Raw genomic sequence first — 21,178 nt, forward strand, 5'->3', positions numbered from 1 at the left:
AGACTAATGAAGAGATTTGGTTTAAAAAAACAACTATTACTCATGGTAACAATGATTTTTGCATTTATATTGACAGCCTGCGGTAATGCAGCAAGGTTAGAGGGCGAAGGTGGCGATGAAGGTGAAACTGAAGAATTAGCTCCTGAAGATATCACTATTGGTCTGTCTGTCTCTACTTTGAATAACCCATTCTTTGGACAACTAGAAAAAGGCGTAGTAGAAACAGCAGAAGAGCAAGGTTCAACCGTTCAAACCGTTGATGCACAAGATGATACGGCAACGCAAATTAACGATATTGATGATTTGATTCAACAAGATGTTGATATTTTGCTTATCAACCCAGTAGATTCTGATTCGATTGTACCAGCAGTAGAATCTGCTAACGACGCAAATATCCCTGTTATTACATTGGATCGGTCAAGTTCTGATGGGGAAGTAATAACTTTGATTGCTTCTGACAATGTTGAAGGTGGGGAAATGGCTGCAAAATATATCGTTGATTCTGTAGGAGAAGATGCTAATGTTGTGCAGATTGAAGGGGTTCCTGGAGCATCAGCAACTAATGAACGTGGTGAAGGATTTAATAATGTTGCTGAAGATCAACTGAATGTTCTTGAATCGCAATCGGGAAACTTCAATCGTTCAGAAGGACTAGATGTGATGGAAAACTTATTGCAATCCCATTCGGATATTGATGCAGTGTTTTCACAAAATGATGAAATGGCATTAGGTGCTATTGAGGCCTTAGAGTCTGCTGGATTAGACGATGATGTTATGGTCATTGGCTTTGATGGAAACGATGATGCTATCCAGTCAGTAGAAGATGGTGATTTGGATGGCACTGTTGCCCAACAACCTTATGATATGGGTGAACTGGGCGTAGAAGCTGTCTATGACCATTTCTCTGGCGAAACAGTGGAAGAAGAAATTTCTTCACCTTTAGAATTAGTTACGGCTGAAGATGAAGATTAATAAGGTTTAACTTAAAAGTGTTTGTTTTAAAATTAAAATCATCCCTACTTGTTCTAGCGCGCGTCTAGTTTGATATACAAGTAGGGGTGTTTTGTTATTAAGGCGTTTTAAAAAATAACCAAAAACTTGTTATATGTTTATTTTAAATTTGATCCTATTTAATTTTAAAAACTGTCTAATAACGAGCGAAATACAACCAAATAATGTAGTTTTACCTTCTAAAGAAGTATTTTGTATGTGGACATTGCTGCTATTCCTACTTGTTAAATGTTTTTCTATAATGTTAATTAAATCCGGAATTTTACGGTAAAGTTCATTATTTATAACTACTATTTCAGGGTCATACATACTAACGATGTTGTTTATTCCTATACTTAATAATTTAGCGTTATTTTTTAATAGTTGTACAATTTCCTCATCATTATACCAATAGTAGGCAATATTATGAAGATTACAGATCTCTATCTTCTTTAGTTGGGAGATTTCTCTATATAATACAGATGTTGAAGCGTATTGTTCTAAACAGCCATGGTTACCACACGGACATAATCTACCATCAGGATATAAGGTCGTATGTCCAATCTCACCAGCGTTACCATTTTTTCCGTTATATAAAGTTCCTTTTTCAACAATGCCAGCGCCTATACCATCTTGGATGCTAATACTTATTAAATTTTCTGAGTTAGAAGTGAAGGTGTACTCTCCTAGCGCGCTTGCATTGGCTTCGTTAATTAAAAAAACTGGTAAATTTATATTAGAGCTTAATTTTTCTTGGAGTTCAATTTCATCTATGTCAGAATATGGAACGAAAGTTATCCTATTTTTGTAAACACTTCCATGAATAGCCACACCAACTCCAATAATTCCATAACTGGTTCTTGGCGAATTTTTACATAATTGTTGGATTATTTGAGACAAAATATCAATAATATTATGTTGATTGATTGTTATGTGTACATAATTTTTTTCTTTTATTAACTTACCGTTTATATATGATAAACCGCTTTTTATATAGTTTCGACCGATTTCAATGCCGATAGCTAAAGCACTACTCCCATTGAATTTTAAATAAATGGGACGGCGTCCACCAGAAATAGTGGAGTTGCCTACTTTACTTTCATAGATGATTTCTTTATCTATTAAAGTTTTAGTTATATCTGAAATAGAAGATTTGGTAAGGTTAGTAATTTTGGTTAATTTTGCTCTAGAAATTTCTTGATAGTTTATAATATCTTCTAACACGAGAGATTCACTTTGATGGGTTGGGTTATAAATTTGCATTATTGAAACTCCTTTTGTATTTAATAATTTTAAGGGGGCTGTTTTTATTAGTTTAATATTGAATGTGTTCAAATTTAGGAATAGGATTTGTCAACAAAATTTATTTTATCTTGAATAGATTTTTAAGTAGCTAAACCATCTTGGGTTAGGCTTGGGTGAGCTGAAGATATAAAAAGTAAAATTAGCAAAGCTAAAGCATAATCAGTAATAACTAACAGAAAGGAAACTTCAACGGTTACGTTACACGAATCATAAACACTTTGCAATCCAATCTAGGCTTTTCATATAGTAATTATGCTATTAAAATTTCATTTTGTCGAAACAAACGAAATATATTCTGAAAGCGCTTGACAACATAAAATTAGCATTGTAGAATGATTTTAAACAGTTAGTACGAGTTGCGTACCAACTGAGAAGAAAGGTGGAAAATAAATGAATTATTTTGAAAGCGTTCCAAAAATCAAGTATGAAGGTAAAGATACAGATAACAAATATGCATTTCGGCATTATAATCCAGAAGAAATTATTTTAGGTAAACCGATGAAAGACCACTTACGTTTTGCAGTTGCCTTTTGGCATACGATGACAGAAGACGGTTCTGATCCTTTTGGAGACGGGACTTATCAGAGAAACTGGGAAGGTAACAGCCCAATGGACACAGCTAAGAATCGTGTTGATGCATTTTTTGAAATATTGGAAAAATTGGATGCTGAGTACTTTTGCTTTCATGATGTTGACATAGCACCTCAAGGAGATTCCTTAAAAGAATTTTTTGAAAACATTGATGTTATAACGGATTACATTAAAGAAAAAATGGATAAAACAGGAATTAAATTATTATGGAATACTGCAAATATGTTTACACATCCAAGGTTTGTTAACGGAGCAGCAACAACGAATAATGCTGATGTTTATTCTATTGCAGCGGCACAAGTTAAAAAGGGGTTAGACGTTAGTAAAAAACTAAATGGTGAGAATTATGTTTTTTGGGGCGGTAGAGAAGGCTATGAAAACCTATTGAATACAGATATGAATTTTGAGTTAGATAATTTAGCGCGTTTTTACCGAATGGTTATTGATTATGCAAAGAGCATTGACCACCAACCTCAATTCTTAATTGAACCAAAACCAAAGGAACCAACCAAGCACCAATATGATTATGACGCAGCTACTGCGATGGCATTCATACAAAAGTATGAATTAGAAAATGATTTTAAACTAAATCTTGAAGCAAATCATGCAATTCTTGCTGGTCATACATTTGAACATGAGATAAACGTCGCAAGAAATTATGATTCATTGGGTTCGTTGGATGCAAACCAAGGAGATTTATTACTTGGTTGGGATACTGACGAATTTCCTACTGATATATATACTGCTACTTTAGCCATGTATGAAGTCTTAGAAAATGATGGCATAGCACCCGGAGGAATTAACTTTGATGCAAAAGTTAGAAGAACGTCATTTGAAATGGAAGATTTAGTTCTAGCACATATTGCAGGAATGGACACGTATGCTAGGGGGTTGCGTTCAGCAGCCAAAATGAAAAACGATAAATTTTTTGAACAAATTATTGAAGATAGATACGCAAGTTTTTCCGCTGGAATTGGAAAACAAATTATCGAAAATAAGGAAGATTTAGAATCGTTAACTAAATATGCTTTGTCACTTAATGAAGTAGAAAATAAATCTGGACACATTGAACATATCAAGTCACTCATGAATGATTATTTAGTGTAGAAAGTATAGGTGATTGAAATGAGCTATGTATTAGGTTTAGATTTAGGGACTAGTTCACTAAAGGGGAATCTACTAGATGAAACAGGCAAAACTATTTGTATAGAGTCAGTAGAATATGAACTATTAAATCCCAAAAGCGGTTATAACGAACAAAATCCAAATGATTGGATTCAAGCCTGCTATCATTTATTTGGAAAATTTTCAAAGTCGGTTAGCGATTTTACCAGGAACTTAGAAGGAATTAGTTTTTCTGGCCAAATGCATTCATTAGTGTTAGCTGATCATAATGGAAATGTACTAAGACCTGCAATCCTCTGGAATGATGTACGTACTACAAAACAGTGTAAATATATAACAGGTACTTTTGGCGAAGAGATTTTGAAAATTACTAAAAATGTTGTTTTAGAAGGCTTTACATTACCTAAAATATTATGGGTGCAAGAAAATGAACCTGAAGTTTGGAAGCAAGTAAGGAAAATATTTTTACCAAAAGATTATCTCAGGTATTCTTTAACTGGAAAATTTCATATGGATTATTCGGATGCTGCAGGTACTTTGTTGATGGATATAAAAGAAAAAAAGTGGTCGCCGACTATTTTAAAACAGTACAACATTCCTATAGAGTACCTGCCAAAATTAGTGAATTCATTTGAGTTTATTGGAAACCTAGATGAAAACATCAAAGAAAGATATGGATTTAAAAATAATATAAAGGTATTTGCTGGTGGCGCTGATAATGCCGTCTCTTCTCTAGGAGTGGGGTTGGCTGATCCTGATACTGCGATAGCAAGTATTGGTACTTCGGGTGTTTTTCTATCTCTTGAAGACAGTATCCATGACAAATACAAGGGAAGTGTCCATTTATTTAATCATGTATTGCCAAATAAGTATTATTCAATGGGGGTAACGTTATCTGCAGGACATAGCGTTTCTTGGTTTAAAAATCTTATAGATAAAGAACAATCGTATGATAAGTTTTTAAGTAATATATCAGATGTTCCAATTGGAAGCAACGGCTTATTGTTTACTCCCTACATTTCAGGAGAAAGAACTCCTTATTTTGATAGCCAAATTAGAGCTTCATTTATTGGATTAAGCCATGATCACACATTAACTGATTTAAAAAGAGCAGTCATTGAAGGAGTAACTTTTTCTTTAAAAGATTCCCAAGTATTAATGGAATCTCTAAGAAAAAAGAACTTTAATAGAATAATATCCATTGGCGGCGGGGCAAAGAATAAAGAATGGCTACAAATTCAAGCTGATATTTTCAACACGCAAGTTGTTAACCTGGAGGCTGAGGAAGGGCCTGGACTAGGAGCAGCGATGATTGCGGCAATGGGCCTTGATTGGTTTGAAACATTTGAAGATTGCATTGGACGTATAATAAATTATGTCGATAAAGTTGACCCAATTCCAGAAAATGTGGAGAAATATAAACGAATTTATGAATTGTATACTAAAGTTTATAAATCTACAAAATCTATTACTCATAAACTGAGATTATGAGTAATTTATAGAAAACTTTCAAAGTACTAGGAGGCTGTAATGATTAAAGTTGAAGATAACTATATTGAAAAGCGATACGACAATGAACTGTTGATAATTGAACCTTGGGGAGCTAATTCTTTACGAGTGCGGTCCTTTTTAGACCAAAAAAAGACCGAACGTAAAAATGCACTTACTGAAGAGGCTCAGTATGATGTTTCTAAAGTAAAGACTTTCTTTAATGATGAAAAGGCTACTATTGTTAATGGAAAGATAAAAGCTACTCTTGATCACAGAGATCGGCTTACTTTTTATAATGACAAAGATGAAATATTGTTAGAAGAATTTATTCGACTAAGAGCAGTGAAACATGATGATGGCAGTGAAGATGTTGGCACAGTTGAAATCACAAAAGATTTTAACTCGACTTTAAAATTAAAATCGCGGGAATATAGGGCAAATAACGATGGACCAAATTTTCATACTAAAGTTCGTTTTGAGTCAAATAAAAAAGAAAAAATTTATGGTATGGGTCAATACCAACATCCATATCTAGATTTAAAAAATACGATGCTTGAGTTAGCGCAAAGAAATTCACAGATGTCTATTCCTTTTTATGTTTCAAGTAAAAACTATGGATTTTTATGGAATAACCCAGGTATTGGTAAAGTCACTTTTGCTAAAAACCTTACTGAATGGGAGATGTTTGGAACAGATTACATTGATTATTGGATTACTGCAGGAGAAACGCCAAAAGAAATAACTGAACAATATACAAGTGTAACTGGGAGATCTCCGGAAATGCCTGAGAATTTATTAGGGTTATGGCAAAGCAAACTAAGGTATAGGACTCCAGAAGAAGTACTGGAAGTTGTGGAAGGGTACCATAAGAGAGGCATTCAATTATCAACGATTGCCATCGATTACTTCCATTGGCCAAAACAAGGGGAATATCGTTTTGATAAAGATTTCTGGCCAGATCCAGAAAGTTTAATTAGAACACTAAAGAAAGACTATGGCGTGGAGCCTGTTATTTCAATTTGGCCAACAGTTCAATCGGATGCTTATAATTACGAAGACTATTTGCAAGGCGGTTATTTAGTTAAAGTTAATCGTGGTATTCGATTAACAATGCAAATCCAAGGAAACACGGTCTACTTAGATACGACAAATCCAGAAGCTAGAGATTATGTTTGGAGCTTAATCAAAAAAAATTATAAAGATATTGGCATTGATTATTATTGGGTAGATGTTGCAGAACCTGGCTATGCAGTTTATGACTTTGATAATTATAGATATTATGCAGGAACAGCTTTAGAAGTTGGAAACTTGTATCCAAATGAATATTTGAAAATGGTTTATGAGGGAAATAAAGATACCAATGATGCTGTTGTCACATTAGTTCGTGGGTCCTGGGCAGGAGCACAAAAATATGGCGCTTTAGCCTGGTCTGGAGATATTGATTCAAGTTTTGAAGCTTTTAATAATCAAGTAAATACAGGCTTAAATATGGGAATGGCAGGTATTCCGTGGTGGACTACTGATATAGGTGGCTTCCATGGTGGGAATCCAAAAGATCCCGAATTTCAAGAATTAATGGTTAGATGGTTTCAATATAGCACCTTTTCACCTGTGTTAAGGATGCATGGGGACCGTTTACCACATAGCGAGCCGCTTTCAGATTCGGGTGGCGGGTCTATGCCAACAGGTGAGCCCAATGAAATTTGGTCCTATGGTGATGAAGTAGAAAATATTTTAACGAAGTATGTTGAAATCCGTGAATGCTTGAAAGATTACTTATCTAAAATTATGGAAGAAGCTCATAAATATGGGTATCCAGTGATGAGAACGTTATTTTATGAATTTCCTGAAGACGAAAATTCCTGGGAAGTTGATAATACTTATCTATTAGGGTCTGACATATTAGTTGCGCCGATCATGAATTATGAAGATAGAAGTAGAAAAGTATATCTTCCAGATAATGAAAATTGGATACACTTATATTCAGGTCAAGAATTTGAAGGTGGATCAAGCTATGACATTGAAGCTTCATTAGAACAAATTCCGATTTTTATTAGGAAATCGGCAAGTGGACAATTTAAAGAACTACTGGCGTATGCAAAAAATAATTTTAACTAATGAATACGATGATTTCTGGAGGGAATCTTAGATGTATTTTCAAAAAGAAATAGAAATCACCTCAAACTCTATCATTGTTAAAGATAGAGACCAATTCTTAATAATAAAAGAATGGGGCGAAAATTCCGTTAGAGTGATTAGTGCTCCAGACCATAACTTTTCGTTAAGTAATAAGTATGGGATAGAAGAGTTAGAAAAAAATAATGATGTTAAAGTTTCAATTAATAAAAAAGAAGAGTTAGTTGAGATGATAAATTATAAATTAAAGATAGTTTACGATGGAGAAAAATTAGTATTCTACAATAAAAACCATAAAATCTTAGAAGAAATATCTAGAAGACAAAGCAATGTAAGAAGAACCACAGGTATTGATGACCATATACCTATTAAGGATTTGCCAACGTCGTCTTTAAATATTTCGCCAAGAGAATTTAACTTTAAATCTGATAACTCTTATGAAGCTATTCTAAGATTTGAAGGAGACACTTCAGAAAAGATGTTTGGTCTAGGCGGCTATCAAGAAGGAAATTTAAATAAAAATTTCGGCACTTATGAATTAATGCATCGGAATTCGCAAACTTCAATACCATTCTATATTTCAAATAAAAATTATGGGTTTATTTGGAATAATTCTTCAATTGGTGAAGTTACATTTAGTCGTAATCAAATAATTTGGAAAAGTAATAATACTCAGTGCATTGATTATGTTGTAACTGTTGGAGATAATCCTAAACAATTACTTACTAATTTTACTACTATGACGGGAAAACCTCCTAAATTAGATAAAGATTTGTTAGGTTTGTGGCAGAGTAAGTTAAGATATCAAACGCTTAATGAGATAAAAGAAATATATAACGGTTATAAAAAAAGAAAGATAAATTTATCTGTACTAGTTATTGACTATTTTCATTGGACAGCAGACGGAGATTTTGAATTTGACTTAAAATATTGGAATGGCATTAACCAATGGGCTAATGTTTTAAAAGCTAATAATATTAAACTAATGGTTTCATTGTGGCCAACAGTGACCTCCGAAAGTAAATACTATGATTATTATAAAAATAATCAAATGTTAATTAGATCTGCTTACAAAAAAGATAACATGTTTGAGGGAAAAGAAATATTGGATTTTTCAAACCCCTTAACGGCCAAACACTTACAAAAATTGTTAAATCATAACTACCGTGAATTGGGAGTTGATTTGTTTTGGGCTGATCAAGCAGAACCGGAGATGACAAATTATAATCACAAAGAATATTTAGTTTATGATGGTAGTTTAGAAAAATACGGAAACAAATATCCTTATCATTATATTAAAGCGGTTAAAAATAATAATTTAAATGTTTATGATCAAACATTCCCAGTACTGATTAGATCAGCATGGTTTAATTCACAAAAATATGGTGCACTTGCTTGGTCAGGAGATATTGAAAGTTCATTTAACTCTTTAAAAAGGCAAATTCAAATTGGTATTAGTATGGGATTATCAGGCATACCTTGGTGGACAAGTGATATTGCTGGATTCCATAGTGGAGATAGTTCCACAGAAAATTTTAGAGAATTAATGATTAGATGGTTTCAATTTGCAGTATTTAGTCCTATTTTACGGATGCACGGAGATAGGCAACCACATACTATTAGAATCGGGGAAAATGGTGGTGGATTAAGAACGAGTGGTGGACCAAACGAAATTTGGTCGTTTGGAAAAGAAGTGGAAGAAATACTAACCAAGTTTATATGCATTAGAGAAAAATTGGCAAAATATATTGAAACCCTGTACGACGAAAGCGCCAAAGTTGGTTATCCAATCATAAGAAGTTTATTTTTTGAATTTCCTTATGATTCAGAAACCTGGAATGAAACTACAAATTATATGTTTGGGAGCGATTTATTGATTGTTCCAATTGTTGAAGAAAAGACTACCAAAACTGAAGTATATCTACCTAAAGGATGTAACTGGACTGAAGTATTTTCAGGCATCAGTTACGAAGGAGGAAGAAATTACGAAATAATAGTATCGCTAGACACATTGCCAGTATTTTGTAAAGAAGGTTCAGTATTAGAGAAAAATATCGAAAATATATTTAAGGAAAAATAAAGGAGAAGATTGATATGGGAGTAGCTATTGCAAGAATTGATCAAAGATTAGTCCATGGAATCGTAGTTACACAATGGGCTAGTTCAGTAAAAGCCAAAAGAATCATGGTAGTAAATGATGAAGTAGCAAAAGATGAACCACGAAAAGCTACAATGCGTTTAAGTAAACCAGCAGGAACAGGAATGTCTTTAATTAATACAGAGACTGCTATCACAAATTTTAATGCAGGTAAATATGTTAGTCATAACGTATTATTAGTTGTAGATAATGTAGAAACTTTATTAACTTTAGTAAAAAATGGTGTTGAGATACCGAAAGTAAATATTGGAATTATGTTAGATAAAGAAGGACGTACAAAATATGCCAAGAATTTTGCAGCTTCAGATAAAGAAATGAAGCAGTTAGAAGAGCTTTCTAATATGGGGATACCAGTTTCATACCAATTTGTTCCTTCAAATAAAGAGGAACAGTTGTCTAAATTTTTATAAATAAGATGGCCCTGAATAATTATTATGGCTTATTTAGGGATGACAAAGAGGAGAATTTTTATGCCAGATTTATTACAGAACATTCTGATCATATTACTACCGATGTATGCTTTGATTGATAACCGTGGGATTACTGTTATGAACCATTGGCCAGTAACTGTTGGTCTCTTTGCTGGTTTAATTATGGGAGATTTTCAGTCAGCGATGGTAATAGCTGGTACGTTCCAATTAATGAGCTTAGGTGTTGCTGCTTTAGGAGGTTCATCTGTACCAGATTATGCATTGGCAACCGTCGTTGCGATTTATTTAAACGCACGTACAGGAGTAGGTACTGGTACGTCGATTGCAGTAGGTTTACCAGTGGGGATTTTAGCAATTAACTTAGACGTTTTAACTCGGACTTTAAATTCATTTGTTACAGCTAGGTCCAAAAAATATTTAGAACAAAGAGAGTTCAAAAAAATGCAATTAGTTAACCTTATTAGTGTTCTGTTTGTTGCTTTACAAGCATTCGTTCCTATGGTTATTTTAGTTGTATTTGGTCCAGCTACAGTTGAGACAATTATTGACTGGATACCAGATTGGGTAACAGATGGCTTGAATATTGCAGGAGGAATGTTACCAGTGGTAGGGGTTGCTATGCTAATGCGCTATATGCCAACGAAACGTTATATTTGGTCTCTATTAATCGGTTTTGTGATGGCAGCGTATTTAGAATTAGATATTTTAGCGATTTCAATTATAGGTTTTGCTTTAGCTATTTATACTTATAACAGGTTAATAAGTCAAAAAGTAGCAGTTTCAGCTAGTGGAAGCGCAGAGTATAGTGAAGGAGATGATTTTGATGAATAATGAACACAAAAGCCAAACTAATAGTTCTCAGGTAAATAAATTATCAAAGAAAGAACTTCGCCGTGCTGCTTGGAGATGGACAGTTATTGGAAGCAATAATATTAACTACGGAACGCTTCAAGGGACTGGCTATGCTTGGGCACTTGCTAATACGCTACGTAAAGTGTATCCAAATGATGATGACTATGTTGAAGCAATGAATGTTGAATATGAATATTTCAATATTACTCCGTATATGGCTCCCTTAGTTATTGGTACTGACGTTGCGATGCAAGAACAACAAGGCACAGAATCTTTAGAAGCTGTAAGATCTATTAAAACTTCGTTAATGGGACCATTATCTGGTATTGGAGATTCATTATTGTGGGTGCTCTATCCAACAATTATGGGTTCGATCAGTGGCTATATGGCGTTGGATGGTAATCCTCTTGGTGCTATTGCTTGGATAGTTTTAAATCTATTATTAATTTGGTTCCGGTTAAAATTATTTGATCTTGGTTATAAATCTGGTGCACGTCTAATCACGGATCTGTCAGATCGTTTAACAGCAATTACTGAAGGAGCTTCTGTAATGGGGCTTACAGTAGTGGGTAGCTTAATTGCTACTGTTGTAGAAGTTCATACACCTTTAGAATTTACATTTGGTGAAGTAACACTTGGTCTACAAGAAGAGGTCTTTGATCAAATCCTCCCGGCCTTATTACCAGTAATTTTAACTGGTGTAGTCTACTATCTAATGGAAAAGAGAAAATGGGGATTCTTAAAAATTATTTTTGCAATAATTATTCTTTCATTAGTCGGTTCGTATTTTGGAATATTGGGGGTAGAATCGTAATACTAAAATAACTTAAAAAATATGGAGGGAATTTAGTGCAAAAGATTATAATAGCATCACACCGTAAATTAGCAAGTGGACTAAAAGATACATTAGAATATTTAGCTCCAAATACCGTAGAAATTATCGATACTAGTGCGTATCTCGATAACGTTCCTTTTAAATTGGAAGTTGAAAAAGTTCTAAAACAATTTGAAAAAACAGAACAAATATTTGTATTTACAGATTTACTTGGAGGTTCAGTTAACCAGGAATTTGCGAATAAAATATCTGAATATAATATTGAATTGATTTCTGGAGTGAACCTTCCTATCTTATTGACTTTGGTATTAAACATGGATGGAAAAGAAATAACAGCTGATACCATTCGTCAGGCGATAGAAGAAGCAAAAGAACAAATAGTATATGTCAATGATAGTTTAAGTAATCAAGAAATTGATGAGGAAGATGAATAAATAATTTAGACTATAATAGCCAATAAACATAGAGAACAGTTTGTTATTTCTATGTTTATTGGAATTTATTTTTTAAATAGTATAATTAGACTATTTAAGAAATACTTTTAAAAAGTTGTTGTTTGAAAATCGGTTAGTTAAAAAATGTAATAATTTTTTATAAAAGGAGAATAATGATGTATAAAATTAAGTATGATCAATATGATCCTGTTGCAAATTCTGATGCTATTGTGCAAGGAGATAAGTACCGTTTTACTATATTAACTTCAAAATTGGTTCGGATTGAGTATTCAGAAAGTAATCAATTTGAAGATGCACAAACAAAAATGGTGTTAAATAGAAATTTCCAAACACCGGATTATAAAGTTTATGATTCAGAACACTCCCTAAAGATCGTGACAAAAGATTTAATCGTTAAATATAATAAGAGAGAATTCTCTCCCTATGGCTTAAGCGTTGAATTAAACGGAGAAGTCTTCCATCCATACAAAGGAATTTGGCATTATGGAGACAAACTAGATAATTTAAAGGGTACGAAACGTACGTTAGATTTTATTAATGGAAGTACGGAATTAGAACCAGGACTCATGTCTAAATATGGTATCAGTGTGATCGATGACTCGGATTCACCGGTATTTTTAGACGATGGCTGGTTTCAAGAAAGACAGTCGAATCAAGAAGATTTGTATGTCTTTGCCTATAAGAGAAATTATTTAGAAGCTTTAAATGATTATTATGAATTAACAGGACATCAACCCAAATTACCAAGATATGCGTTAGGAAACTGGTGGAGCCGGTATTATCCTTATTCTGAAGAATCGTATTTAGATCTTATGAATCAATTTGAAAATGAAAAGATTCCTTTTTCTGTTGCCGTCATTGATATGGACTGGCATTTAGTCGATATTCCTGAAAAATATGGAAGTAAGTGGACTGGATATACCTGGAATAAAGAACTATTTCCTAAACCAGAAAGATTTTTAAGGAAACTAAAAGACAAAGGATACGCTACTACATTAAACATTCATCCTGCTGCAGGAGTAAGGCCCTTTGAAGATATGTACAAAGAGATGGCCGAAGAATTAAATATTGATTGGGAAAATGAAGAGTATATTGATTTTGATCCTTATTCAGAGAATTTTCTTGAAGCGATGTTTAAATATATCTATCATCCTAATGAAAAAATAGGAGTCGACTTTTGGTGGATGGATTGGCAGCAAAGCCCTCATCAATTGGATGAAAATAATGATCCATTATGGATATTAAATCATTATCATTATGGCGATAATCAAAAAAATAATCACTTGGGGCTAACGTTTTCAAGATATTTTGGACCAGGAAGTCATCGATATCCAATTGGTTTTTCAGGAGATACAGTCATTAGCTGGGAAACATTAGATTTTCAACCTTACTTTACAGCAACAGCTTCTAATATCGGTTATGGTTGGTGGAGCCATGATATAGGTGGCCATCGCCATGGAATAAGGAACGATGAATTGATGCTACGGTGGGTACAGTTTGGCGTATTTTCTCCAATCAATCGGCTGCATAGTGCAGATTCACCATTTTTAATGAAAGAACCTTGGAACTACAATTCTCCTTACGATGAATTGATGAGAAAATATTTAAGATTGAGGCATAAATTAATTCCTTATCTTTATACGATGAACGTTCTTTCAAGTGAAGATAATTTGCCTTTGATTCAACCAATGTACTATAAACATCCTTACGATAATAATAGTTACAATGTGCCGAACCAATATTATTTTGGAACAGAGTTAATTGTTTGCCCATTAACTGAAAAAACGAACAGCGAAACATTAAATAGTCATTTTAAAGCATGGCTGCCGGAGGGAAACTGGTATGATTTACAAACTGGATTAAAATATGTTGGAAATAGAATGATGGATATCTATCGAACAATTGATAAAATGGGGCTGTTTTTAAAAGAAGGTTCGATTATACCTTTAACAGATACGGACATCTTTACAGATTCTATCGATAATCCAGAAGATCTAAGTTTATTGATTGGGTATGGAAATTCTGGTGAATTTTTATTACGTGAAGATTTTGTTGGGAAAGAAAAAACAGAGGAAAGTTCTCAAACAAAAATAGCATTTAATCAAGAAAAAGATCAAATTATTATTCATGCGGCAGAAGGCAATCTCGATGCTATTCCTGAACAACGTTCATGGAAAGTGAAACTATATGGTGTTAAAGTAAAAAATGCTACTGTAAAAAGTAATAGTGATGTCTATGAAGTGAGCGGTAACTATGTTAGCAGTTTAAATTGTACAATTATTGATGTTCCTAAAACATTAGTAAACGAACAGATTGTGGTTCAACTAAATGATTATGAAGTGCCCGATCAAGCAGAGTTTAAGTTGGGCAAAATCCTAACTTTCTTGAAAAATGCACAAACTTATAATCTGGATAAAGAGGCTTTATATGCAATTTGCAATTCTGGTAAAGGTAAGTCTCAAATTTTAGCGGAAATTAATAGTTTTTCTGCGGATACTGATGTGTTAAATGCTATTATGGAGATAATTTTGGCATAAATAAGAAATTAGTAAACTTCCTCTGCGCTTTTTCTTTATGTAAGTAAATTCTCTTGAATATAAAATTTAAATTTCCTTAATGTAATCAATTATAGACACTTTGAAACGTTTCTTTGAATGAGTTTTAACAACTTTATTCTGAGAGCTTTCAAGGTGTCCGATTATTTATAAAGTTGATTTAAGTAATTTCAACTATTTAGTAAGGAAATTGTTTAAAAAAGGTTCTTTTCAGTTAAGGTTTTTGTTAGTAACTAAAACTTGAAACCTCTTTTTACAGTCTTATCCCTTGCTATGCAGGCATTTTCTAAAGGAAAATTAACTTGTCCCCGTCCCTTTGAGTTGATTTTGGACCGAAGAGGGAAGCTTGGCAAGAAACTGCTCGATAATGTTATTTAAAACCGTCTCATCTAAGACATATTCGTTGGCGAAAGCTTCTTGAAATAAATCCAATAACTGCAAGATTGCTTCGGCCACGGAAAACTCGGAAAGCTCATCGAGTAGAAGATAAAACAACTCCCCCAACGTGCGGTCGTCTTTACTCTCACGTTCTTGAACGGCTAAAATCATATAGGCAACTGCAACGAGCGTGGTATGAGCGAAAATGCCATCATAGGAAAGGCCTTGGTATTTCGCTAATTTTAGGTATTGTTTACACATTTTAAAGTAAATTTCAATATTCCAGCGTCGGGAATAAAGCTGAATGATTTCGTCTTCGGTTAAGGCTGGATCTGTGGAAGCCAAAACGAGATACTCATTGCGCTTATTGCGATTTCGAATATAGACTAATTTTATCGGCAATCTCTCGTTGTCAACCAGGGCTTCCACTTGGACGCTTAGGAGATAACGTGAGCGGCCGCGACGCTTTTTATTGGCTTGAAAGATTTGTTTGACATCCATCATTTGTCCTTGATAACGATAATGCACCTTCTTTGAACGTTTGATCATGGCGACGCAGTGGCATTGCAAGGTGCGAATCTCTTGAAACATTTTAGGACTCGAAAACCAGGTATCAAATAAGACATAGTCGGCTTGGACGCCTTGTTTCAGCGCCTCACGTAAGAGTTCTACCGTTACTTCTGTTCCTTTGCGGAAAGCCTGTGCGCGGCGTTTTCCCGCGTTTGTCCGTTGGTCCCCAAGGGGTTATTTGATTGGATTTTTCGCTTTCCTGAAAGCAGCGAAAAAGCGACAGGGATAAAGCTATTGCCGTCACTCCAGCCTAACTGTAAATAGCGAAAGCCTTTCAAATATTTCTTTTGGGCGTGATCATATTGGAGTGCTGCACATTCGACTTTTTGAGCATTTAAGCGTGTGTACATGGAATCATCGATGATAAAGGTCGTTTTCCGATCTTGACTTGTTAGCGGACGTAAAAAAGCCAAGACCGCTTTTGCAATCAAAATCTGAAGTTTTTGCCAGTGGATCCGTGGATCATTTAACAAATTTCGAAACGTTTTATCGGAAAAGGGGAGTTCTTCTTTTTGTTTTCGATAAGAGCGATAGGTCGAGCCATGGGTAAAAATCGAAGCCAGTAAAAAAGAAAAAATAACAGAAACTGGATGCCCTTTCTTGTGCTTTGCGTTGGATTTTTTCAGCGCATCAGAAAGATGGAAACGATGGAAAAAGTTCGATATGGAATGCGAAAATTCTTCCGAAGTTGAGTTTGTTTGTGTTATAATTGACATAGCATGAACACTCCTTGGTTAGTGGTTTTTGGTTAACTCTATTATACCAAGTTTGAGATCGTTCATGCTATTTTTTTGTTAAATTTGTCTGATTTATCAAGGGATCAACGCTATTTTGGTCCTTTCAAGTTTTAGTTAGTAAGTGTAGCTATAATATAGAATAAATTTAAGTATATTTTATACACTTTGATACGTATTTTAGGTATGAAACTAATAAACAACATTAAGATTGAAAAAATACTTCTTATTATACAAGTTGTTAAATTATTGGTAATTGTAAGTTTTGCAACCTATCAAAAGAATTTGAACTGAAATGTCTTATAAATAATGGACTTTTCGAATAAATTGGTGGGAGAAAAAAGGCCCTTTGAAGCATTTGAAGTGGACACTAAAGGTACTTTTTTTCTGAATTTGCAATTGAAAAATACCCCCCTAAAAAGAAAAAAATGATTTCCGGAGCTTCTTTTCAGTAAATTCGATATAGGCGGTAACTTGGTAAAATAAGCTATTGGTTTTCCTGTGCTTTAACACCTAAGAAAATATTTTGTATGGTTTTCCGTTGCTTTTGACTCATAGTGTGTTGATCAAGGCAGTGTAGGGCAATGGTATAAGCAGGAAATTTATGGTTAGGGACAAAATTGTCCATTTCCTGTTGATCAGCACAGTTGGTAACGATTTGACAAAAGGTATCATTATCTAAAGGGCTTAAATACTGTTTTAATTTTTCCGGATCACTTGTCGCATCAATTTTTACTTTTAAATCATTATCCATGAATAGGTCTCCTTGTTCATTAAGAAATTTTTGCGAATGTTTTTCGAACGATAGTAAATGATTATTGTATAATATAGTGTATCATTTCATTGAAAATTGCTATAGCAAAGTCTTTCTTTGGCTGATTCAAGGAAAAAGAGTTGCGATATAAGTCTCCTTGATAATAGATATACGAACTATAGAGGGTTCACTCCTGCGGCTACTTGTCGCACAAAGTATTGCTTCTGCGCTCTAGTGGTTCCTTGTCGAAAATTCATTATAACCAGTGAAACCCACCAAATATAGTTCGGATATTTGACCTTGTTTGTACTTATGTCCCAGTCTTAGATGAGACGCATTGGATATGTCCGTAAAAGCATTGTTCTTGATTTTTTTACCGAGTAAAATGAAAAATTTTTTTATTTTGTCTTCTTAAGGAAATCGTCCAAGGAAAATAGACAACCTAATAAAAAATTGAAATTTTTTTAGAAGACATGCTATAATACAAACAAAGAGAGGGACCGCATTAACAATCCCTCTAGTAACAGTACCGGTTAAGACGGTGGCATGGTTTAATTATTTATAAAAAATAACCGTAACTCGCCAAAGTTTGACGGTTATTTTTTTGTCTTTTTCACGGCATCTAGAATACCAAAGATTACCGTAGCGATTAAAGAACCGAACGCAATCATTAGCCCTAGAGCTTCCGCAATGGACAAAAGGCTCCTCGCCTTACTATAAAAATGGTTCCTAATGTTTAGCGATAGGGTTTTATTAATAATATAAGTACATTTGTATTGAAACCATCTTTCATAAACTAATCAAAAAATAAACGCTTGACAAACCTCTAAAAATTCTCTAGACTTATAACAATCTAAGATTCTTTAATTGTGTACTGTGATACATAAAAGAATGTAATCATCTGGAGTTGACTTTCATCTAGAAATAATTGTGGAAATTTTGGGGGAGTCTTCTTATACATATATTCTTTTTTACGATCAGCAGGCACAAAGCTTGGTGGTCTTTTTTGTGAGCAATAAGGGGGGACGATAAACGATATTAATCACAATGGCTAAAAAACTAAAATTACCGGAGAAAGCCAAATACGTGAGCCATGCCACTAGGTTTTTAACACCTTATAAACAACATATGAACAAATTAATAAAGTGTGACGAGAGCACACATTAAGGAGAAAATAAATGAATAAACTAAGCTCGAACGACAAAAAAGCACTTTTTGCTTCCATTTTTGCATCTGGTCTAGATGACCTGAATGTCATGTTCCTATCATTTACTCTGGGTTCTATTATTTCATCTTTAGGATTAACTGGGGTAGAAGGTGGTTGGATTTCGACAATCACCAATCTAGGAATGCTGACAGGTGGACTTGTGTTTGGTGTACTAGCTGACCGCTATAATAAATTTAAAGTCTTTAAATTGACGATTCTTGTCTTTTCAGTAGCCACTGGAATGATTTTCTTTACTGAAAGCAGCGGTTATCTATATCTGATGCGCTTTATTGCTGGAATCGGAGTCGGCGGGCAGTACGGTGTAGCCATCTCGATCATGGGTGGTATTGTCCCAAGGAATAAATTAGGCCGGGTGAGTTCTTTAAACGGCATTATGGGACAGCTGGGATCTATCGGCTCAGCACTTCTTGCTAGTTTAATTGCGCCTTTTTTCGGCTGGAAAGGGCTGTTTCTCTTTGGTTTACTACCTATAATATTCGTTGTATGGATGCATTTTGCGATTGATGAAAAAAGTATTACAGATCGTGATGCAAGTATTCTTATCGATGAAAGAAAAGGAAAAGCAAGTATCAAGGAACTATTTGCTAACAAAAAACTTACGCACCAAACACTTGCTTTAATGATCATGACAACCGTTCAAATTGCTGGCTATTTCGGATTGATGAACTGGCTGCCGACCATGATGCAGCAATCATTAGGTATCGAAGCAGATTCTAATATATGGATGGTCTCTACGATTTTGGGCATGTGTGTTGGCATGCTGGTATTTGGAAATATACTGGATTACTTCGGTCCACGTTTAGCTTTCGGGATTTTCTTAGTTTGTTCCATGTTGTCTGTTTATTGCTTTACTTATGTGTATTCAATGGTCACATTGTTGGTTGGAGGAGCCATTATGGGCTTCTTTGTAAATGGTATGTTTTCAGGTTATGGCGCCATTTGTACTCGTCTATATCCCCATCGTATTCGCACGATTGCTAATAACACCATTTTGAATGTAGGTCGTGCAGTTGGAGGGTTTTCATCTGTAGTTATAGGTTTTATTTTAGATAACGCCGGTGTAGCTCAAGTTCTGCTGTTTGTCGCCAGTTTGTATGTTATAAGCTTTGTAGCGATGATGAGCATTCCAGCTTTACGTAAGAAAAACTATAAAGCAACAGAAATCGTTCAAGTGAATTAAAACGAATCATAGCAATGCATTAAAAACATAGATAACAGAGTAGCTATCTCTTATAACAGAGTAGTTACTCTGTTTCTTTTTTGGTAAGTTAAAGCATGAAAAATAAACTGGAGTTCTGCTTAATCATGACTACTTGGTTTCCGCACATGTAAAAGAAATGAGGGACAAAGAAATAATAAAGTACTACCCAAAAAAGGCGAAAATTTGATTAAAAGGATAAAATCACTCAAAGATGGATAAAGAAAAATAATTAGAAACTGTATAAGCTCATATTATTGTATGGTTGTATAAACTTTTACTGGTTGATTTACCTGTCACATGAGGCTTGAGAGAGTGTTTTTGTCAACACTTTTGTTTTACGTTTGGAAAACGAAGTAGTGTTACCTCCTAAACTTACGCAAGAGCATGAGATGATCTATGTGATTGAAGAAGTTAAATGAAAAAATGTTGTTTCTTCGTTTAATGATGCCCAGCATTTAATTGATTTGTAGTTGAAACTTTCAAATTTTTCGTATACGATTCATCAATTTTGATGAACCAATTTTTTGTCGTTAATACTTTGCTGGAAAGGTGTAGCATTTAAAACTTTTTTATGGACTGTAGTCTTACTTCTGAAGAACTTTTATAGTAAAATTTCCTAAACTTTAAGCACGAAACTCGTAATTTTTTCAAGCTTTGCTTACAATACTTCTTAGCAAAAAAATGAGGAGGAACTCTATGGCTCGCAGTATACGTTGTATTCTTGCGCTAATTATTTCAACAGTCTTGGGCATAGGCGTGATTCAATATCTTGCCTATCCGACGCTATTACAGTATGACCGGTTTGCAAATGTAATGAACCGTTTTGGGTATACAAAAGAAACTTTAATTCTATTTGTAGTACTAAGCTGCTGGCTCTTATATTTACAAATTGAGTTTCGACATTTTTCTATTATTTATCTTTACTTATTTTATAGCGTCTACTTGTTTTTACTTTTTGTCGTATTGTTTACAAAAGCTCCCGAATATCATACTTTTAATGGCGATTTATTTGATTTTCTTGTTTGGGACAGAGGAACTTTGATAGAAGCATTGCTAAATTTGGTATATTTTATTCCATTAGGTGGGCTTTACGGGTTGAGAGCAAACTGGCTTGAGTTTGGCTTGATTTCGTTATTAACAATTACAGGCATCGAAACTATACAATACGTTTTTTACATTGGGACCTTTTCTGTAAGTGATATTTTATTGAACTTTCTAGGCTGCTTGGTTGGCTATAGTATTTGTTTGGTATTGAGAACATATATGGATAAAAATGTAGTACAAAAAAGAACTAGCTGATCGTTTAAGGGGCGTTAGTAGAAACGAATTGCATGGCGTAAAAAGAATATTAAGTGAAAAAAGCGGTAAAACAATTCCTAAAAGTTTTAC

At 34.0% G+C, this 21,178-nt stretch carries 15 protein-coding genes and 1 pseudogene; 12 read left to right on the plus strand and 4 right to left on the minus strand.

The features are described 5' to 3' along the window. Window positions 1–6 precede the first annotated feature (6 nt). Window positions 7–972 (plus strand): D-ribose ABC transporter substrate-binding protein, encoded by a 966-nt coding sequence (locus tag C7K43_RS11660; RefSeq protein ID WP_124006989.1) that lies wholly within the window; start codon window positions 7–9, stop codon window positions 970–972. Between the two features lie 129 nt (window positions 973–1,101). Here C7K43_RS11660 and C7K43_RS11665 read toward each other — a convergent pair whose 3' ends face one another. Continuing rightward, window positions 1,102–2,253 (minus strand): ROK family protein, encoded by a 1,152-nt coding sequence (locus tag C7K43_RS11665; protein WP_124006990.1) that lies wholly within the window; start codon window positions 2,251–2,253, stop codon window positions 1,102–1,104. A 432-nt stretch (window positions 2,254–2,685) separates the two neighbouring features. Between C7K43_RS11665 and xylA the strand changes: the two genes are divergently transcribed. From xylA to C7K43_RS11710, 9 genes are all read left to right on the plus strand, one after another. Further along, window positions 2,686–3,993: a xylose isomerase gene (xylA, locus tag C7K43_RS11670; RefSeq protein WP_124006991.1), complete on the plus strand. Its 1,308-nt coding sequence runs from the start codon at window positions 2,686–2,688 to the stop codon at window positions 3,991–3,993. A gap of 18 nt (window positions 3,994–4,011) precedes the next feature. After that, window positions 4,012–5,502, plus strand: coding sequence for a xylulokinase (gene xylB, locus C7K43_RS11675; RefSeq protein ID WP_124006992.1), 1,491 nt, complete (start codon window positions 4,012–4,014; stop codon window positions 5,500–5,502). A gap of 39 nt (window positions 5,503–5,541) precedes the next feature. Further along, window positions 5,542–7,620, plus strand: a complete 2,079-nt coding sequence (locus C7K43_RS11680) for a glycoside hydrolase family 31 protein (protein WP_124006993.1) — start codon at window positions 5,542–5,544, stop codon at window positions 7,618–7,620. Between the two features lie 31 nt (window positions 7,621–7,651). Then, window positions 7,652–9,718, plus strand: coding sequence for a glycoside hydrolase family 31 protein (locus C7K43_RS11685; protein ID WP_124006994.1), 2,067 nt, complete (start codon window positions 7,652–7,654; stop codon window positions 9,716–9,718). A gap of 14 nt (window positions 9,719–9,732) precedes the next feature. Beyond that, on the plus strand, window positions 9,733–10,206 hold the full coding sequence (locus tag C7K43_RS11690; protein WP_124006995.1) for a PTS sugar transporter subunit IIB: 474 nt from the start codon (window positions 9,733–9,735) through the stop codon (window positions 10,204–10,206). Between the two features lie 60 nt (window positions 10,207–10,266). Beyond that, a complete protein-coding gene (locus tag C7K43_RS11695; RefSeq protein WP_124006996.1) occupies window positions 10,267–11,058 on the plus strand; it encodes a PTS mannose/fructose/sorbose/N-acetylgalactosamine transporter subunit IIC in 792 nt (263 codons plus the stop codon). Further along, the gene (locus C7K43_RS11700) at window positions 11,051–11,893 is read left to right on the plus strand and encodes a PTS system mannose/fructose/sorbose family transporter subunit IID (protein WP_124007294.1); all 843 of its coding nucleotides are present in this window, start codon (window positions 11,051–11,053) and stop codon (window positions 11,891–11,893) included. The genes C7K43_RS11695 and C7K43_RS11700 overlap by 8 nt, the downstream gene beginning before the upstream one ends. A gap of 35 nt (window positions 11,894–11,928) precedes the next feature. Beyond that, complete coding sequence (locus C7K43_RS11705; RefSeq protein WP_124006997.1) at window positions 11,929–12,348, plus strand: PTS sugar transporter subunit IIA; 420 nt, start codon at window positions 11,929–11,931, stop codon at window positions 12,346–12,348. Between the two features lie 176 nt (window positions 12,349–12,524). Continuing rightward, window positions 12,525–14,906, plus strand: coding sequence for a glycoside hydrolase family 31 protein (locus C7K43_RS11710; RefSeq protein ID WP_168712005.1), 2,382 nt, complete (start codon window positions 12,525–12,527; stop codon window positions 14,904–14,906). Between the two features lie 315 nt (window positions 14,907–15,221). Here C7K43_RS11710 and C7K43_RS13695 read toward each other — a convergent pair. The 3 genes and pseudogenes from C7K43_RS13695 to C7K43_RS13285 form a co-directional block, all read right to left on the minus strand. Next, window positions 15,222–16,588, minus strand: a pseudogene (locus C7K43_RS13695) (IS4 family transposase). Between the two features lie 505 nt (window positions 16,589–17,093). Continuing rightward, window positions 17,094–17,360 carry a hypothetical protein gene (locus C7K43_RS11720; RefSeq protein WP_124006999.1) on the minus strand — a complete coding sequence of 89 codons (267 nt, stop codon included), beginning with the start codon at window positions 17,358–17,360 and terminating at the stop codon, window positions 17,094–17,096. 596 nt (window positions 17,361–17,956) lie between these two features. After that, window positions 17,957–18,058: a putative holin-like toxin gene (locus C7K43_RS13285; RefSeq protein WP_268827783.1), complete on the minus strand. Its 102-nt coding sequence runs from the start codon at window positions 18,056–18,058 to the stop codon at window positions 17,957–17,959. Window positions 18,059–18,538: 480 nt separating this feature from the next. Here C7K43_RS13285 and C7K43_RS11730 point away from each other — a divergent pair, with 480 nt between their 5' ends. Together C7K43_RS11730 and C7K43_RS11735 are read left to right on the plus strand one after the other, a co-directional pair. Then, a complete protein-coding gene (locus tag C7K43_RS11730; RefSeq protein ID WP_124007000.1) occupies window positions 18,539–19,768 on the plus strand; it encodes an MFS transporter in 1,230 nt (409 codons plus the stop codon). Window positions 19,769–20,485: 717 nt separating this feature from the next. Then, window positions 20,486–21,088 (plus strand): VanZ family protein, encoded by a 603-nt coding sequence (locus tag C7K43_RS11735; RefSeq protein ID WP_124007001.1) that lies wholly within the window; start codon window positions 20,486–20,488, stop codon window positions 21,086–21,088. Window positions 21,089–21,178: the final 90 nt, after the last annotated feature.

Source organism: Tetragenococcus koreensis (assembly GCF_003795145.1).
Taxonomy (GTDB): Bacteria; Bacillota; Bacilli; order Lactobacillales; family Enterococcaceae; genus Tetragenococcus; species Tetragenococcus koreensis.

Excerpts from the sequence above, each read along its gene's own strand:
- C7K43_RS11695 (WP_124006996.1), top strand. The coding sequence starts at position 10,267 with ATGCCAGATTTATTACAGAACATTCTGATCATATTACTACCGATGTAT.
- C7K43_RS11700 (WP_124007294.1), top strand. The coding sequence starts at position 11,051 with ATGAATAATGAACACAAAAGCCAAACTAATAGTTCTCAGGTAAATAAA.
- xylA (WP_124006991.1), top strand. The coding sequence starts at position 2,686 with ATGAATTATTTTGAAAGCGTTCCAAAAATCAAGTATGAAGGTAAAGAT.
- xylB (WP_124006992.1), top strand. The coding sequence starts at position 4,012 with ATGAGCTATGTATTAGGTTTAGATTTAGGGACTAGTTCACTAAAGGGG.
- C7K43_RS11735 (WP_124007001.1), top strand. The coding sequence starts at position 20,486 with ATGGCTCGCAGTATACGTTGTATTCTTGCGCTAATTATTTCAACAGTC.
- C7K43_RS11730 (WP_124007000.1), top strand. The coding sequence starts at position 18,539 with ATGAATAAACTAAGCTCGAACGACAAAAAAGCACTTTTTGCTTCCATT.
- C7K43_RS11710 (WP_168712005.1), top strand. The coding sequence starts at position 12,525 with ATGTATAAAATTAAGTATGATCAATATGATCCTGTTGCAAATTCTGAT.
- C7K43_RS11680 (WP_124006993.1), top strand. The coding sequence starts at position 5,542 with ATGATTAAAGTTGAAGATAACTATATTGAAAAGCGATACGACAATGAA.
- C7K43_RS11685 (WP_124006994.1), top strand. The coding sequence starts at position 7,652 with ATGTATTTTCAAAAAGAAATAGAAATCACCTCAAACTCTATCATTGTT.
- C7K43_RS11720 (WP_124006999.1), bottom strand. The coding sequence starts at position 17,360 with ATGGATAATGATTTAAAAGTAAAAATTGATGCGACAAGTGATCCGGAA.
- C7K43_RS11690 (WP_124006995.1), top strand. The coding sequence starts at position 9,733 with ATGGGAGTAGCTATTGCAAGAATTGATCAAAGATTAGTCCATGGAATC.
- C7K43_RS11660 (WP_124006989.1), top strand. The coding sequence starts at position 7 with ATGAAGAGATTTGGTTTAAAAAAACAACTATTACTCATGGTAACAATG.
- C7K43_RS11665 (WP_124006990.1), bottom strand. The coding sequence starts at position 2,253 with ATGCAAATTTATAACCCAACCCATCAAAGTGAATCTCTCGTGTTAGAA.